Here is a 15,281-nt window from a genome sequence, read left to right on the forward strand (position 1 = left end):
CATAAAAAAATCCCCTCCAGATAAAACAGTATTGAGTCCATCATATCAGATGGACTCTTTTTTTACTGTCTACCTATAGGGGATAATACCAGCCTCAATAATAAGACTGACTCTTTTTTATATGGTAACTAGTTTAATACTTTAACTGTAACTGTTTTACGTCCCCAGTTACTAGATGTGCCTTTATCTGGCATTAAAACATCGATTTTATTTCCTTTAATAGCTCCACCAGTATCACCAGCGATTGCTACTCCGTAACCTTCAACCCATACTTTTGAACCTAATGGAATGACACTTGGGTCAACTGCAATAAGTTTCATGTTTGGATTAGCTGTTAAGTTGTGACCTAAAGCTGATTTTACTTGGTCGCCTGCTTTATAACCATTTTCAAGTGGATCTGCTGTGTAAGCAGTTGCTACAACGCGTAGTTCACGAGAAGATGATGGTGCACTTGTTTCAGTTTCTTTTGCAACAGGTTGTTGTGTAGCAGGTTTTTGAGCTTTAGCCGCTTCACGAGCTTTAGTTGACTCTTGAGCTTTAGCTGCCTCACGAGCTTCAGCTGCTTCTTGAGCTTTAGCTGCTTCACGAGCTTTAGCTGCCTCTTGAGCTTTAGCCGCTGCTTGAGCTTCAGCTGCTTCTTGAGCTTTAGCTGCTTCACGAGCTTTAGCTGCTTCTTGAGCTTTAGCTTCTGCTTGAGCTTCAGCTGCTGCCTGAGCTTTAGCTGCTTCTTGAGCTTTAGCTGCTTCACGAGCTTTAGCTGCTTCTTGAGCCTTAGCTTCTGCTTGAGCTTCTGCCGCTTCACGAGCTTTAGTTGCTTCTACTGCTTTAGCTTTTGCTTGAGTTTCAGCTACTTCCTGAGCTTTAACTGCTTCACGAACTTTAGCTGTATCTTGAACTTGAGTTGTTTTTTCAACTTTAGCTACTGGTTGAACTTTAACTGGTGCTTTACCTGTTAAGTAAGGAACATGAACATAAGCTGTTTTTCCGTTATATTCAAATTGAATCCAATCATTTTGTACTTGGTGTGTTGTTTCAATTACATCATCTTTTTTCAACTTACCAAGAATCTCTGAGTCTGTGTTTGCTCCAGCACGTACGTTTAATACGTTTGCCGTTACGTAGTAAGTGTCTTTTGTATAGTCAGCGCTTATGAAAGCTTCTTTACCGCTATTCAATTGAACTTTTGACCAACCATTTTCTGTATGTAAAACATTTACTTTATATCCATCTAATAATTTTCCTACAACTTTTGATTCAGTAGTTGGGTTTTCTCGTACGTTTAGTACGTCAGTCGTTACGATTGTTTCTGCTTTAGCAGATGTTGTGAAAATCCCAAGACCAAAAACCGCTGCTGTTGCTATACCCATAAATTTTTTCATAATAGCCTCCATTGCATTTGTTTTCGTTGACCTCATTATAGCAACCATTATTTTCTTATTTGCGAAAAACATAAAATTACAAAGCTTTCGTAACGGGGCATTAATATTCTGTAACAATTCCATAAATATCCTGATAGCGCTTCCTTGTTGTTTTTTGGCGTATTAGGGCATATAAAACACAAAATGAGTAGCATTTCAATTACTGTAACGTTAATAATGTTACAGTAATGTTTCTTGATGATATCTATGGTATTACAAAAGTGGCGTATTTTACTGTTCGAATGGAAATTTAGTTATGAAACGATAATCTTTTTAGGCGTGAAAATATATAAATGAGGTGAAATTTAATAAAATATCGATATAATTGTTACAAAATCAGTCGAAGTATGGAAAAAATTACGCCTTGATTTTCGTCTGTTACATAGTATTTTTGCAATAATAGAATTAGATAATAGCCTTAGTACCTATAAATAATGAAGAGTATTAGAATGATAGTTGTAACGTGAAACATATATAATAGAAGAAACTCAATTTAGTAGATGAATAAAAAACGCAGGAGTGTAAACTCCTGCGTTTTTTATTCATATCGTAAACATTCAATTGGATCCAGTTTTGCAGCTTTGTTAGCTGGTAGTAGACCGAATATAATACCAATTAACATAGAGATACCTACTGCAAGAAGTCCAAGTTCTTTTGAGACAACGAGTGGCCATCCGGCAAAGATGGAGACGATCCAAGCGAAGAAGATGCCGAGCATGAATCCGATGAAACCACCTAGTCCTGTTAAAATACAAGATTCAATTAAGAATTGTGTTAATACTTTACCACGCGTTGCACCAAGTGCTTTACGAATACCAATTTCACGTGTACGTTCTGTTACAGATACAAGCATGATGTTCATTACACCGATACCACCAACAAGTAAGGAGATAGCAGCAATACCACCGAATACCATTTTCATCATACCGATAGATTCGTCTAATTGCTTCGTAAATTCACCTAAGTCCTGTGCTTTGAATTTATTTTCAAATTTAGGAGATTTCATTTCGTTTAAAACAGAAACGGCTTGTTTTTCTACACTTTTACGCTCTGTTGGGGAGGTCATTGTTAATTTTACAGAGTCATACTCAGTTACTCCTGAAATGACAGGGACATTTTCAAGTGACGTATACCCTTCAGCCATAGCCATTCCGAATTCATTTTTCGTTTCGTACACACCGACTACCTTATACGGCTTTCCTTTTATATCAGTGTATAAATTTGATTCCCAACCATTAAATAATTTATTGAAAGCTTCTTCATTTAATATAACAGCAGGAATTGCTTGTGTTAATTCGCTGTCGTTTAATTCGCGACCGTGAACTAATTTTATTTTCGAATCTGTCATGAAGTCGCCTGTTCCACCTATTAAATCAAGCGAGACATCTTTTGAACCAGAAGCTGCTTTTACTTTCATACGTACATCTGGATACACATCCTTAACGCCTGGAACAGTTTGAAGACGTTTTAGCATATCAGCTGTAATTTTGGCAATATCTGTTCCATAGTCAGAGTTATCGTAGTAAATCGTTATTTCATTATCTTTTCCTTGGCCTAATTCTTTTTTAAACTTTGCGTTTGTACCATCACCCATTGAAATGATAGTAATGATAGCGCTAATACCGATAATAATACCTAACATCGTTAAGATAGAACGCATTTTATGAGCAAAGATAGAGGAAAGGGCCATGCGTATATTTTCACTCGTGTTCAAAATTAACCTCTCCAATCTTGGACGATATTTCCGTCACGAATTACAATTTGACGTGCTGCAGCTTCTCCAATTTCACGATCGTGGGTAATCATAATGATTGTTGAGCCTTGTTTGTTTAATTCGTAAAAGAGGTCCATAATTTGTGTACTCGTTTTCGTATCAAGTGCTCCCGTCGGTTCATCGGCTAAAATGAACTTTGGATTATTTACGATTGCACGTGCAACTGCGACACGCTGTTTTTGTCCACCTGATAATTCGTTCGGTAAGTGAGTAGCACGATCAGCTAAACCTACTTTTGTTAAAGCTGCTAGTGAGCGTTCACGTCGCTCTTTTTTATCAACACCTGCATAAATAAGAGGCAATTCAACATTTTGCATTGCTGTAAGTCTCGGTAATAACATAAAGTTTTGGAATACGAATCCGATTTCTTTATTACGGACATGTGCAAGTTCTGTTTCAGACATGTTTGAAATGTTTTGTCCAGCCAGCTCGTACGTACCTGTCGTCGGTTTATCTAAGCAACCGATAATGTTCATTAATGTTGATTTACCAGAACCAGAAGGTCCCATAATAGAAGTGAATTCTCCTTGGTTCAGTGTTACGTCAATTCCATGTAATATTTGAACGGATTCTGTACCATTTTGGAAGGATTTCGTGATGCCTTTTAAGTTAATCACTGGGCGACAACCTCCATACCATCTTTTAAGTCTTTTTCAGGTTTAGAGATAACTTCCTCGCCTTTTTTCACTCCAGAAACTTTTGCTTCGCTATCAGTTTCGAATTCAACAGTAACTGCTTGTTCTTTCGCTTTACCGTCTTTTACAACGAAGACAACATTTTTATCACCTTTTTTCACGATACTGCTTTTCGGAACAATGGTACCAGTTGCTTCGCCAGATTTACTTGTTACGTAAACGTGGAAGCCGTTTTGTAGTTCGTCACTATTATCTAATGTGACAGTGAATTGATAGTTAGAAACAGTTTTATTTTCATCCATGCTCTTTAAAGGTGTAGAACCGATTTCTGTTACTTTTCCTGTCCAAGTCTTACCAGCGACAGTTTTTGATGAAACAGTTACTTCTTGCCCAACTTTCATACTAGCAAGCTCATATTCAGAAAGTTGACCTTTTACTTTAAATTGACCAGCGTGACGAAGAGTAATTCCGCTCATACCTGTTTTTTCGTCAGCAGTTTTTACGATATCATCAATTACGCCATCAGCAGGACTTGTTACAGAAAGAGTGTTTACTTTCTCTTTTGCTGCTTTAATCATTTCATCAGCTTTTTCAACTTCAAACTTTTTCATTTCAAGTTGTGATTCTAATTGCCCAACTTCAACTTCTGATGCTTTTAATGCTTCAGCAGGAAGGCCTGCGTTTTTATCTTTTTGTAATTTTTGTTTCGCTGCATCAATTTGTTTTTGGAACAATGTTACTTCTTTTTGTGCGATTTTCTTTTGCATTTCTGCTTCTGTTATACCTTGTTTCGCAGTCGGATCATTGTATTTAAATAGAAGCTGACCCTTTTTCACTTCATCGCCTTTTTTAACAGCTAATTCATATGTTCCTTTTGTTGGATCGAATGAAATAGTTTCAATTCCATTTGGAATAACTTCGCCACCAAATTTTTGCGCGTTTTGGATTTGTTTTTCAGTTACTTTATATCCGCTATATGCCATTGCTACTTCTGAACCGCCACCAGCAAATGCAAAGTATGATCCAGCTGCAATTCCGATTGCTACTACACTAGTAATTAACACTTTATTTTTCTTCTTCATCTATTTATCACCTTTTCGTTCGTTTTAGTATCTACATTAAGTATAGAAGAGGTAAAGAATCTGACAAATCGTTTTAGCTTACAATAACCTTACAGTTTTGTAAGGTATGAATATGTAAATGTAAGGTAGAGGTTGTCCTAGTGTAAGCAAATGAATTGACTCGTCGTTTCTTTCTTACAATAATATTGTATGGAGGAAAGGAGGAAGGAAGATGGAAGCTTATTTTAGCGCGCATCCATTAAAACCGTTTATTCCCTATTCAAGGCAACATGCCATTATATTATTTATTATGTTGGTGGGGATATTTTTCCTATATCAATACCAAGATGTATTACGTCAAAATGAGTGGAATATAACGGTTCGATATGCGATTGCATTTCTATTTATAGGGAGTGAAATTGGACTGCATATGTGGGAGTGGAAAGCAGGGATTTTTGAGCTAGCCACTTCATTACCATTCGAGTTATGTACGATTAGTTTGTTGTTAGCATCGATTATGATTGTAACGAAAAGTTACCGTATATATGAGATTGTATTTTTTACGGGAATTATTGGTGCATCACAAGCCATTTTAACACCAAATTTGCAATATGCTTTTCCGCATTTTCGTTTCATTGAATATTTTATCGCGCATGTATTGCTCATTTGGGCACCACTCTTTATGACTTGGGTGGAAGGCTATAGACCGACCTTGCAATCTATTAAGCGTACGATGATATTTTTAAACATATTAATTCCGCTTGTTTCGTTTGTAAATTACAAAACAGGCGGTAATTATATGTTTTTAGCTCATAAGCCAGAGACTGCTTCATTACTCGATATGTTAGGACCGCATCCTTACTATATTATTTCATTAGAGCTTGCAGCGCTTATTGGATGTTTCATTTTATATATGCCGTTTGCGAAAAGAGAAGGGCATACGCATAAAGAATCACTAGGATCATAGCCTAGTGATTTTTCGTCTTTAAAATATTTACAATTCAGAAAATTAAGAATAGAATTAAGGGGTAAATTATATATAGAGAGAAGGGAAAACGTGGTCAAAAAAGTTTTTCTAAATGGAATGGAAGTGACGATTCAATTTCTTATTTCGATTTTGGGGATTATTATGTTAGGGGCTCTGCCGAAATTGTTTTATGGATTTAAGCTGGATGTATCAAAGTACATACAGAGTTTAAAAGAAGTGTTTGTGAACTTAATGGATATTTCCAATTTGCAATATGTGAGAGGTAAATTTTTATTTCCGCAGCTGTTCGTCCATTATAAAGAAACGATTATTATTTTTTTAGCTGCTTTTTTTATTTCATTATTTGTAGCATTTTGTATTGTTTATGTAATTATGAATAGTTCACCGCGTATACAACATCGAATTAAATCATTTCTTATCTTCCTAGAATCCATTCCAGATATCCTTCTTATTTTAGTATCACAAATTTTAGTTGTATGGTTTTTTAAACAAACAGGTTTTTTACCTTTTCAAATTGCTTCAATTGGAGGCGAGTCGATTAGGGGGTTGCCAATATTGTGTTTGAGCATTCCGACTACGATTATGTTTGTAAAAATGGTCGTGCTTCGTTTTGAAAATGAACTAGAAAAAGATTATGTACTATTTGCTAAGGCGAAAGGGCTGGGGCGCTTTCATATTTTAAATCGTCATATTTTACGAAATGTGTTGCTTAGTACATTATTCTTTGCGAAAACGAACATCTTTTTTATGTTATCTAATTTATATATTATAGAATGGATTTTTAATACGGGTGGTATTTTTATGTTTTTGAAATCGTATTTCGGTATTAGAGTTGAGGTTTTCATCGTTAGTGTGCTTCTTATATATATTCCGATTTTTATTTTATTTAAATTGTTTCATTATCTCATTCCGGCTGCGATGAAGGAGAGATTATAATATGTGGACGTATATAAAACGTGATAAAAGATTTTGGATAAGCATTGGGTTTCTTCTCTTATTAGTTCTTTTGAGCATCGGAAATACGTTATGGAATGATGGACATATTAGACAAGTTACATTGCAATATGATGCGGATGAAAATCCACAAGTGCCACCGTTTCCACCTTCATTACAATTTTTACTCGGGACAGACCGGAAAGGGTATGACCTGTTACATTTAGTCATTGAGGGCGCGAAGTGGACGATTGGTATATCTATTTTAATTGCGGCACTTAGAATGGTAATAGGTGTGTTTTTCGGTGTCGTACTCGGAACGTATATAAAAAGAGGATTTTCAAAAATTGAGGCTTTCTTTGATAGTTTTACAGTTATTCCGACAGTTATGATTGCGTATTTTTTTCTTCAATCTGCAAATTCATTTGGAAGCGGAGAGGAGACAACAACCTTTTTTGAAAGGGCTTCGTTTCAAGTGGTATTACTTGTACTGCTTGTAATGCCAGTTATTGCACTGTATGTTGCGAAGGAAGTTCGTAAATTGCGAACGGAAGAATTTGTTGATGCCGCGCGCATATTAGGTGGATCGAGAAGACATATTGTTATAAAACATATTTTTCCGCATCTCTATATGCCATTTATACTCGTATTTCTTCAGCAGTTTACGCAGACTCTTACTATTTTACTGCACTTAGGATTACTTGAAGTGTTCTTTGGTGGGACTGTTACGTTTGGTGGACCTATAAAAGAGGTGGAATCTTATACGCATGAATGGTCAGGTTTAATTGGAGTATACTTTAGATCATTAACAGTGCATCCATGGATTCCTCTCGTCCCAATTACATTTTTCGGGCTTACTATTTTTCAGGAAATATGATTGTAAAAAGTATAGAAGAGGCGATGTTGAAGGTAAGGTTAGGAGGAGAGCTAAAGAAGGATGTTGTAGAAGAGGAACAATCTGTTGTGCAGTCGAAAGAAGAGTTATTTACTTTTAAGCATACGATGTGAAAATAAAGAAAAGAAGCAAGCATGTATTTCATGCTTGCTTCTTTTCTTTATTTGGTAGAAACTTCGCCTTCAGCTTCTGTTTGCGGAATAAAGTATCCAATTATACCACCGATGATTGCTGGAACGATCCAGCCGATTCCTAAGTTATAAAAAGGAATCGTGTGTACGATATTAGCGATAAAACTTGGTATCATTCCCACATTATCAAGTGCATGAATACAGCTAATAATAAATGCTGCGATCATCGCTCCGATGTAGACAGAAGGTTTACGTTTCGTATATTTATCGATAAATGATACGAAAATTAAAATGATTGTAATTGGGTACAAAATAATTAATACAGGTAGTGTGATTTTAATTAATAAGCTTAATCCTAAGTTTGAAATAACGAAGCTAAAGATACAAACGTATAGTACAAGCTTTTTGTATGAAACATTTGTTAGCACTGTTGTGAAGTAATTTGCAAATGCACTTACAACACCAATTGCCGTTGTTAAACAAGCGAAGATAATGGCGATACTTAATAAAATATTACCGCTTGTCCCAAAGAATTGATACATAACAGTAGCTAATAGTTGACCACCGTTTTCGAATTGCCCTAAGTTTCCGTTTGAAGCTCCGATATAACCGAGTAAGAAGTAAACAATTGTTAAGAATAGAGCAGCGATGCTTCCGCAAATGATTGTATATTTTGCGATAGATTTCTTCTCTTGTATACCGTTTTGACGAATTGCATTTACAACAATTGTTGATAGAACGAGAGCGCCAATTGCATCTAACGTTAAAAATCCTTCAAGAAATCCTTTGAAAAACGGGATGTCTTTATAGTCACCGATAGGCTCTGCAAACGTTCCTGGTGAAAGAATCGCTTTTGTTGCCATAATTGCAATAATTACAAGTAAAATTGGCGTTAATATTTTACCGATATGATCTACTAGCTTGGATGGATTTAATGATAAGAAGTAAACGACTGTAAAGAAAATCGCACTAAAAACTAACATAGAATACCATTGATCTGTGAAAAGTGGTACAATCCCAATTTCATAAGATACAGATCCAGTTCGTGGAATAACAAATAGTGGGCCGATTGAAAGATAAATAATGATAGCGAATACTGCTGCGAATTTTGGATGAACACGGCTCGCTAAAGTGTTAAAACTACCACCAGCAAGGGCAACAGCAACGATAGCAAGTAAAGATAAACCGACGTCTGTAATAATAAATCCTGTAATGGAAACCCACATATTTTCTCCGGAAGAAAGACCAAGAAGGGGTGGGAAAATCATATTACCAGCACCGAAGAAAACTGCGAATAGTAATAAACTAATCGAAAGTATTTGCGCTGGTTTCAAAGTTGTACGCATATAAAGAAAATCCTCCTAATGAGTATTTTTGTCGAAAATTCAAATAATTTGTCGAGTAACTGTTATTATTTTAAAGGTCTGATGACTAGAAAGCAATAGGGAATTTTGAAAAAATTAAAAAATAATGCATTAAATCGAATAAATATACTATTTGTATGTTTAATAGGAAGGATTTAACTTTTAACGTGAAAAAAACACATATCGCTAGGATACGTGTATTAAAAATATATTTTTCTATCGCGTTCTTCTTTTAAAATTTCAACGGCTTCTCGGAAGCGTTGGGAATGGACAATTTCTCGTTCGCGTAAAAAGCGTAAGCTGTCATTTATGTCGGGATCGTCAGATTGGTTGATAAGCCACTGATATGTGGCACGCGCTTTTTCTTCAGCTGCAATATCTTCGTATAGGTCGGCAATTGGATCACCTTTAGCTTGTATATAGGTTGCAGTAAATGGAACACCAGCTGCGTTATGGTAATGAAGTGCGCTGTCATGATCGACGTAATGAGGGTCGAGACCAGCTGCCTTCATCTGTTCAGGAGTCGCATCTTTTGTCAGCTTATAAACCATCGTAGCAATCATTTCAAGATGCGCAAATTCTTCTGTACCAATATCGGTAAGGAGGCCAATGACTTTATCAGGAATGGTATAACGCTGGTTTAAGTAACGTAGTGCAGCAGCTAATTCTCCATCTGCACCACCGTATTGCTCAATTAATAATTTGGCAAGTGCTGGATTACAAGTTCCTACTTTAACAGGGTATTGTAATTTTTTTTCATAAATCCACATAGTTTCTCTCCTTTATATTTGCCATGGCCAAGGACCTTTACTCCATTCCCAAGGGGCATTAGAATAGCTATTTCCATACTGTTGAAGCGGTCCATATTTTTCTTCCACCTGTTGTTTTAATACTCTTCGTTTATAGGAAAAATCATTAAATTGGTTAATAACTGCTGTATCGTCTGGGTGGGTGTCTAAGTAAAGAGTTAGTTCAACTAATACAAAGTCTAATTCTTGGAGATTCTCTAAAAGTCGATAATACTCTTCTGGTAGAGGTTGATTCACGTCAGTAGTCACCGCCCTTTTTTATAAGGATTTTCGTAATAATCATAAAAAACAGGCCATAAAGTTCCTTTTTGTAGTGCTTCTTTCGGTGAGAATTGTGGTAAATTTGGCGGTTGAAAACCTAAATATAAATTAGGAGGGGTAGAGTAATATTTTTTCCCAATAGGAGGGCAAGGATCTTGAGGGCTATGATATGGCACATATGATTTCATGTATTTATCCATTAATAAACCTCCCTATATCTTCATCACTACGTATTGTATTCAGACATAATGAGCATTTATGACACATATAAAAAAGTAATAAGTACAGGGGGAATGAATGTGGAGAATGTAAAGAATTTAATCGTGTTAGAAGTAAAAAACTTAAAGGAAACTCTGTATTTTTACGAAGGGATTTTAGGAATAACACCTAGTTCATTGAGGCCGCAATTAGATGTTACAGGGGTTTGGTATGATATCGATTCAACGAGAATTAGTTTTGTTATGAATCGCATGTTAGGAGGAAGAGAAAAGAGTGTTACGAATTTATGCGAGGTTATAACATTTTCAATTTCTAACATAGAGAAGTTAAAAAAGAAGCTAACGTTTTATGAAATTTTATATATAGAAAACAAAAGTGAGAAGAGTATTGTAGTACAAGACCCAGATGGATATAAACTTCAAGTGATAGAGAAGGATGAATAAACGGAGGGGATTTAGTGGAGAGAAGTTATGAAGAAAGTGCGTTGTTTGAGCATCAATTTTGGCTAAAGGTACTTACTGATCATGCACAATTTTTACTGGATGCATTAGCTCCGAAGGAAAAAGAGGATATAAAGAAAGCTACTTACTTTGTTGAAACATTTACGAATCTGTTAAATAAAGTTCGCAATGTGAATCTGATGGTATTCTCCAAAGAGGCAGAACAAGCCGCTAAGGAGATTCGGGCGTTTAAATTAGATACTATACAGAAACAGCTGGAAGGGAAAATTACTATTCATTTTACGCCAACTTTTATTAATCATATGGTAAACGAAGTGGAAGAGTATATAACGGTTTTAGAGTTTTTGAAGAAAGGGGAAGTTCCGCCTGTTTTTCATGAATTACATTATCATCTCGTTTGGTTAACAGATGCGGCTGGTCATGCAGGTTCTATTTCTGGTGGGCTAGATCTTGTTGAAAAAAAATTGAAAGAGAAAAGCGAAGAATTTACGAAGCATTTTGAACAATTTTACTTAAAGGCAGTTGAGATGACTGGATATTTACGAACGGAGCTTCATCATTTTCCAGCATTAAAGAAGTTTACGAAAGATGTTTCACTTGAATTGAAATTATTTTCGCATTTTTTACATGAAGTGGAAGAGCTCGAGTTATCGAATGAAGTATTAAGTGTATTATCAGCTAGAATGGCAGATCATATGGCAAGAGAGGAATGTTACTACTTATTAAAACTAGCTCAATCGTCTGGACTTGAAATGCCAAAATGTAATCCGCTTTAAAGAAAAAGAGGCCAATTTTATTTGGCCTCTTTGTCTGTTTTATTGTTTCTTTTTATTTTTGCTTGTTCAATGCTTGCCTGTAATGTCTCCATAATATTAATGATGTTCGGAGCTGGAGAGATTGTTTCAGTTTTTTCCTGTTGTTCAATTTTATTCTCGATTAATTCGGTAAGGGCTTCTTTATATTCATCTGTATACATTTCTTGTTCAAAAGGATTTGTAAGATGGTGGATTAAATTAATTGCTGCCGTGAGTTCTTGTTTTTGTATAGGATAATTTTCGTTACTTGGTAAGTTAGGTGTATTTGTTATTTCGCGAATTTCATTAGGGTAGTGGATGGTTTGTAACATTAGCCCATCTTCAAAGTTACGGATAATAGCTAAATGTTGTTTTTTTCTAATAGAAATATGAATAAGCCCAAGTTTATTTGTACGTTCAAGAGCTTCTTTTAATAATAAATAGGATTTTTCATGTCCTGGGGTAGGACCTATAAAATAAGAACGGTCATAAAGAACAGAATTGATTTCGTTATTTTGGACAAAAGATATAATCCGAATGGATCGTGGTTCGTGAGCTTTTTGCAACTCAGCTAATTCTTTTTCATCCATAATAATGTATTTATGAGGTGCATATTCATAGGCTTTTACAATATCTGTATCATCAATTTCTTCATCCGTACAATCAGGAGCAAATTTTTTATATTTAATAGGTGTTAAGCATTCTTTATGGAGACTTAAAAATTTTATATCGTTTTCTTCTACGGCACTGTATAGTTTAATTCCTATATTTAATAGTCCAAGTGAAAGTGCACCTTTCCAGACGGTATGCAAATGAAACATCTCCTTTCGTTCAAAAATGGTTATGTATATTATGAGATAGTAAGAAATTTCCTATACGTTTTTTGTTTTTTACGGAAGGGATTGGGATATAAAATATATTGACAAGCTCTCTGAAATATTTTAATGTGATTGTATAAAATTGTGTATAAAGGGGAGTAACTTATTACAGTAAAGTCGTCATTACAGGGAGAAACCCTCGGCTTTATTGGCAACGTTTCGTTGTTAGTGAGACCTTTACCAGCAATGGTAAAGGCCCCTTATTGTCTTTTTGAGGACCCTTACCATATTTGGTAGGGTCCTTTTCGTATACAAAGAGAGGAGAAATAAAAATGAAAAAACTTATTAGTAGATTAAGAGTTGTATTTCATGTTCGCCGATTTGTTCCATTCCTATTTGACTTTTTCACTTCAAAAGAGGTTTCAATAAAGAAGAAAATTTTATCTATCGCTTTTTTAGTTGGTTATGTAGCGATGCCGCTTGATTTAATTCCAGACTTTTTACCGTTTATCGGTATTTTAGATGATATTGGAATTGTGTTATTTATTTTGAACCGAATTGTAAAAATGGCGCCAGTTCAATTACAAGAAAAGCATAACGTAAACGTAGGATAGGAGTTAAAAATATGGAGCAAATGATTTTAGATATAATCGAGTTTTTAAAGCAGTTTTCTTATTTTGGAGTTGTGTTAGCATTAACGTTTGAATTTATTCCAGCAGAAGTAGTTTTGCCCATGGTTGGGTATTGGGTGTACGAGGGAGATATGAATTTTTGGCTCGCTGTATTAGCTGGAACACTGGGCGGAACGACAGGACCTTTAACGTTATATGCCCTCGGTTATTACGGCGGTCGTCCTCTATTAATAAAATACGGGAAATACTTCTTTATTAAAGAAGAACAAATTCAAAAAGCGGATGATTTCTTTGAGAAATATGGACCGGTTGTAGCATTTGTTGGACGCTTTGTGCCAGGGGTTCGAACCCTTATTTCTGTCCCATGTGGTATGGCGAAAATGAATATATGGAAATTTAGCATATATACATTTATAGCAATGTTTCCGTTAACGACTTTGTATGTTTATTTTGGAATGAAATTAGGTCCGCATTGGGAGAAGGCAGCGGATGTTGTTGGGCAATATATGCTACCAATATTAGGAGGCGTTATTCTTATCGTTGCTAGTATCTTTGTCTATAAATATATGAAGAAAAGAAATAAAACGGAATCTATTTAGTCATTTGAATATTTTTTGAAAATAGATGAATAGTACAGGCAAAAGACTCTGAGGGACATACACATATAGGGAATATAAAAGAGAGAGGGGAAACAACTATGTCTTGTGAGTGCTCAGGGTCAGCATTAACTTGTTGTCCAGATAAAAATTATGTGCAAGATAAAGTGTGTAGTCCGTGGTCTGCTACTGTAGTTGCAACAGCAATTGATAATGTTCTCTATACAAATAATATTAACCAAAACGTAATTGGTACTGGTTTTGTTAAATATGATGTTGGACCAGGCCCAATTACTGTAGAGGCGCTTGATTCTGCTGGTACTGTAATAGATACACAAACATTAAATCCAGGAACGAGTATCGGGTTTACGTATCGTCGTTTTGATATTATACAAGTTGTGTTACCTGCAACACCTGCTGGAACGTATCAGGGAGAATTTTGTATTACAACACGTTATCCACTTTCATAGCAGAATAGGAGAGGATCGAAATGGGAATGAGAAGTTCCAGTTTGTCTTGTTGTTCTAATAAAACACTTGTGCAAGATCAAGTATGTACAGACTGGTCTATTACAGGTGCTGGTACTCAAATTGTATATACAAATAATATCACGCAAGAAGTATATGGTTCAGGTTATGTGAAATATGATGTAGGTGCCAACCCGATTACAGTTGATTTTTTAGTAGGTGCAACAGTAGTTGATACAATTACTGTACAACCACAAAGTAGTGGTACTTTCACTGTCCGATATTTTACTACTGTCCGAATTACTACGACAGGAACGACTGTTAATCAAGGAGAGTTTTGTATTACAGTACGTTATCCAATCTCATAAAAAGCATACCGTGAACGGTATGCTTTTTATATTAAGGAAATAATGAAATTGGTATTCTATAAGCAACATGTAAATTCGCAACAGTACTTGCCTTCTAAATATAGTGAAAGATTACTTGTTATATTGATAATATTGATCGACTGTAGGTCTTTTCCTGTGTACGATATTGTATTACCAGGAAACACAGTGAAAATATTGGTTACTGTTCCAATGATTTGAATTGTAATTGCTTCGGTGCTGCTAGTACTATTGTAAACCGAGACAGTACCTGATATAAGTAGTATCCCATCACTTTGCCATAGTATCATTGATTGTGATGCATCTTTGGCAGAGGGGATGGTGTTATTAGTTATGAGGAAATTCCCTGCAAATTCATTTTTTACTCGCTCGCAATTTGGATTTGGAGGAGGGGACGGTGGACAAGGGTCTGGACAAATAATAGATAAAGGAGCGAAACAGCCAATATTTTTTTTATTCTTCAATACAACCCCTCCTTTTAAGTTGTCTTTTACTACTATTAAATGTAAAAGTATGGCCGATGTGTTAAAAAAAGAAGGAAATATTAAAAATTAAGATTGTCTAATAGGCTTAAACCTTAACTTATCATTAGTGTTATAGAAAAGATTATATGTGAATAGTCATAGGAAAAGAATGATC

The 15,281-nt window shown here is 35.4% G+C and carries 19 protein-coding genes and 1 pseudogene; 10 read left to right on the top strand and 10 right to left on the bottom strand.

Going from position 1 to position 15,281, the window contains the following annotated elements:
* Nucleotides 1-128: 128 nt before the first annotated feature.
* The 4 genes from entC to F3I02_RS13305 form a co-directional block, all read right to left on the bottom strand.
* Complete coding sequence (gene entC, locus F3I02_RS13290) at nt 129-1,502, bottom strand: cell wall-binding protein EntC (protein ID WP_196478051.1); 1,374 nt, start codon at nt 1,500-1,502, stop codon at nt 129-131.
* Nucleotides 1,503-1,956: 454 nt separating this feature from the next.
* Nucleotides 1,957-3,108: an ABC transporter permease gene (locus tag F3I02_RS13295; protein ID WP_003300097.1), complete on the bottom strand. Its 1,152-nt coding sequence runs from the start codon at nt 3,106-3,108 to the stop codon at nt 1,957-1,959.
* A 26-nt stretch (nt 3,109-3,134) separates the two neighbouring features.
* Entirely contained in the window at nt 3,135-3,809 is a 675-nt protein-coding gene (locus tag F3I02_RS13300) for an ABC transporter ATP-binding protein (RefSeq protein WP_000609108.1), read from the bottom strand.
* Nucleotides 3,806-4,909: an efflux RND transporter periplasmic adaptor subunit gene (locus F3I02_RS13305; protein WP_196478052.1), complete on the bottom strand. Its 1,104-nt coding sequence runs from the start codon at nt 4,907-4,909 to the stop codon at nt 3,806-3,808. The genes F3I02_RS13300 and F3I02_RS13305 overlap by 4 nt, the downstream gene beginning before the upstream one ends.
* A gap of 211 nt (nt 4,910-5,120) precedes the next feature.
* On the opposite strand from F3I02_RS13305, the gene F3I02_RS13310 reads away from it, so the two are divergent.
* The 3 genes and pseudogenes from F3I02_RS13310 to F3I02_RS13320 all read left to right on the top strand — a co-directional run bounded on the left by F3I02_RS13310 (nt 5,121) and on the right by F3I02_RS13320 (nt 7,817).
* Complete coding sequence (locus tag F3I02_RS13310; RefSeq protein WP_000388683.1) at nt 5,121-5,855, top strand: YwaF family protein; 735 nt, start codon at nt 5,121-5,123, stop codon at nt 5,853-5,855.
* A 90-nt stretch (nt 5,856-5,945) separates the two neighbouring features.
* On the top strand, nt 5,946-6,812 hold the full coding sequence (locus F3I02_RS13315) for an ABC transporter permease subunit (protein WP_000239696.1): 867 nt from the start codon (nt 5,946-5,948) through the stop codon (nt 6,810-6,812).
* A 1-nt stretch (nt 6,813) separates the two neighbouring features.
* Nucleotides 6,814-7,817 (top strand): annotated as a pseudogene (locus tag F3I02_RS13320) (ABC transporter permease).
* A gap of 47 nt (nt 7,818-7,864) precedes the next feature.
* Here F3I02_RS13320 and brnQ2 read toward each other — a convergent pair.
* The 4 genes from brnQ2 to F3I02_RS13340 all read right to left on the bottom strand — a co-directional run bounded on the left by brnQ2 (nt 7,865) and on the right by F3I02_RS13340 (nt 10,469).
* Nucleotides 7,865-9,181, bottom strand: coding sequence for a branched-chain amino acid transport system II carrier protein BrnQ2 (gene brnQ2 / locus F3I02_RS13325; RefSeq protein ID WP_001260942.1), 1,317 nt, complete (start codon nt 9,179-9,181; stop codon nt 7,865-7,867).
* A 218-nt stretch (nt 9,182-9,399) separates the two neighbouring features.
* Entirely contained in the window at nt 9,400-9,969 is a 570-nt protein-coding gene (cotJC, locus tag F3I02_RS13330; protein WP_000265278.1) for a spore coat protein CotJC, read from the bottom strand.
* A 12-nt stretch (nt 9,970-9,981) separates the two neighbouring features.
* Entirely contained in the window at nt 9,982-10,245 is a 264-nt protein-coding gene (gene cotJB, locus F3I02_RS13335; RefSeq protein ID WP_374058644.1) for a spore coat protein CotJB, read from the bottom strand.
* An 8-nt stretch (nt 10,246-10,253) separates the two neighbouring features.
* Nucleotides 10,254-10,469, bottom strand: a complete 216-nt coding sequence (locus tag F3I02_RS13340) for a spore coat associated protein CotJA (RefSeq protein ID WP_000362188.1) — start codon at nt 10,467-10,469, stop codon at nt 10,254-10,256.
* Between the two features lie 33 nt (nt 10,470-10,502).
* Here F3I02_RS13340 and F3I02_RS13345 point away from each other — a divergent pair, with 33 nt between their 5' ends.
* Both F3I02_RS13345 and F3I02_RS13350 read left to right on the top strand, forming a co-directional pair.
* On the top strand, nt 10,503-10,931 hold the full coding sequence (locus F3I02_RS13345; RefSeq protein ID WP_165498028.1) for a VOC family protein: 429 nt from the start codon (nt 10,503-10,505) through the stop codon (nt 10,929-10,931).
* A gap of 14 nt (nt 10,932-10,945) precedes the next feature.
* Entirely contained in the window at nt 10,946-11,725 is a 780-nt protein-coding gene (locus tag F3I02_RS13350) for a DUF2935 domain-containing protein (RefSeq protein ID WP_000442439.1), read from the top strand.
* A gap of 17 nt (nt 11,726-11,742) precedes the next feature.
* Here the strand turns inward: F3I02_RS13350 and ku are convergent, their stop codons facing one another.
* Nucleotides 11,743-12,555, bottom strand: coding sequence for a non-homologous end joining protein Ku (gene ku, locus F3I02_RS13355; RefSeq protein WP_196478164.1), 813 nt, complete (start codon nt 12,553-12,555; stop codon nt 11,743-11,745).
* A gap of 338 nt (nt 12,556-12,893) precedes the next feature.
* Here ku and F3I02_RS13360 point away from each other — a divergent pair, with 338 nt between their 5' ends.
* The 4 genes from F3I02_RS13360 to F3I02_RS13375 all read left to right on the top strand — a co-directional run bounded on the left by F3I02_RS13360 (nt 12,894) and on the right by F3I02_RS13375 (nt 14,624).
* The gene (locus F3I02_RS13360) at nt 12,894-13,175 is read left to right on the top strand and encodes a YkvA family protein (protein WP_000733844.1); all 282 of its coding nucleotides are present in this window, start codon (nt 12,894-12,896) and stop codon (nt 13,173-13,175) included.
* 11 nt (nt 13,176-13,186) lie between these two features.
* A complete protein-coding gene (locus tag F3I02_RS13365; RefSeq protein WP_000437063.1) occupies nt 13,187-13,792 on the top strand; it encodes a DedA family protein in 606 nt (201 codons plus the stop codon).
* A gap of 98 nt (nt 13,793-13,890) precedes the next feature.
* Nucleotides 13,891-14,259 (top strand): DUF3992 domain-containing protein, encoded by a 369-nt coding sequence (locus F3I02_RS13370; RefSeq protein ID WP_131250544.1) that lies wholly within the window; start codon nt 13,891-13,893, stop codon nt 14,257-14,259.
* Between the two features lie 20 nt (nt 14,260-14,279).
* Nucleotides 14,280-14,624, top strand: a complete 345-nt coding sequence (locus F3I02_RS13375) for a DUF3992 domain-containing protein (protein WP_000525819.1) — start codon at nt 14,280-14,282, stop codon at nt 14,622-14,624.
* A 56-nt stretch (nt 14,625-14,680) separates the two neighbouring features.
* On the opposite strand, the gene F3I02_RS13380 is transcribed toward F3I02_RS13375, so the two are convergent.
* Nucleotides 14,681-15,064 (bottom strand): S-Ena type endospore appendage, encoded by a 384-nt coding sequence (locus F3I02_RS13380; RefSeq protein ID WP_231122449.1) that lies wholly within the window; start codon nt 15,062-15,064, stop codon nt 14,681-14,683.
* On the opposite strand from F3I02_RS13380, the gene F3I02_RS34650 reads away from it, so the two are divergent.
* Nucleotides 14,949-15,197 carry a hypothetical protein gene (locus F3I02_RS34650; protein WP_003300113.1) on the top strand — a complete coding sequence of 83 codons (249 nt, stop codon included), beginning with the start codon at nt 14,949-14,951 and terminating at the stop codon, nt 15,195-15,197. The two genes, F3I02_RS13380 and F3I02_RS34650, sit on opposite strands and share 116 nt — an antisense overlap.
* The last annotated feature ends 84 nt before the right edge of the window (nt 15,198-15,281 follow it).

The sequence above is a fragment of the Bacillus sp. SRB3LM genome, assembly GCF_015712745.1.
Taxonomy (GTDB): domain Bacteria; phylum Bacillota; class Bacilli; order Bacillales; family Bacillaceae_G; genus Bacillus_A; species Bacillus_A thuringiensis_K.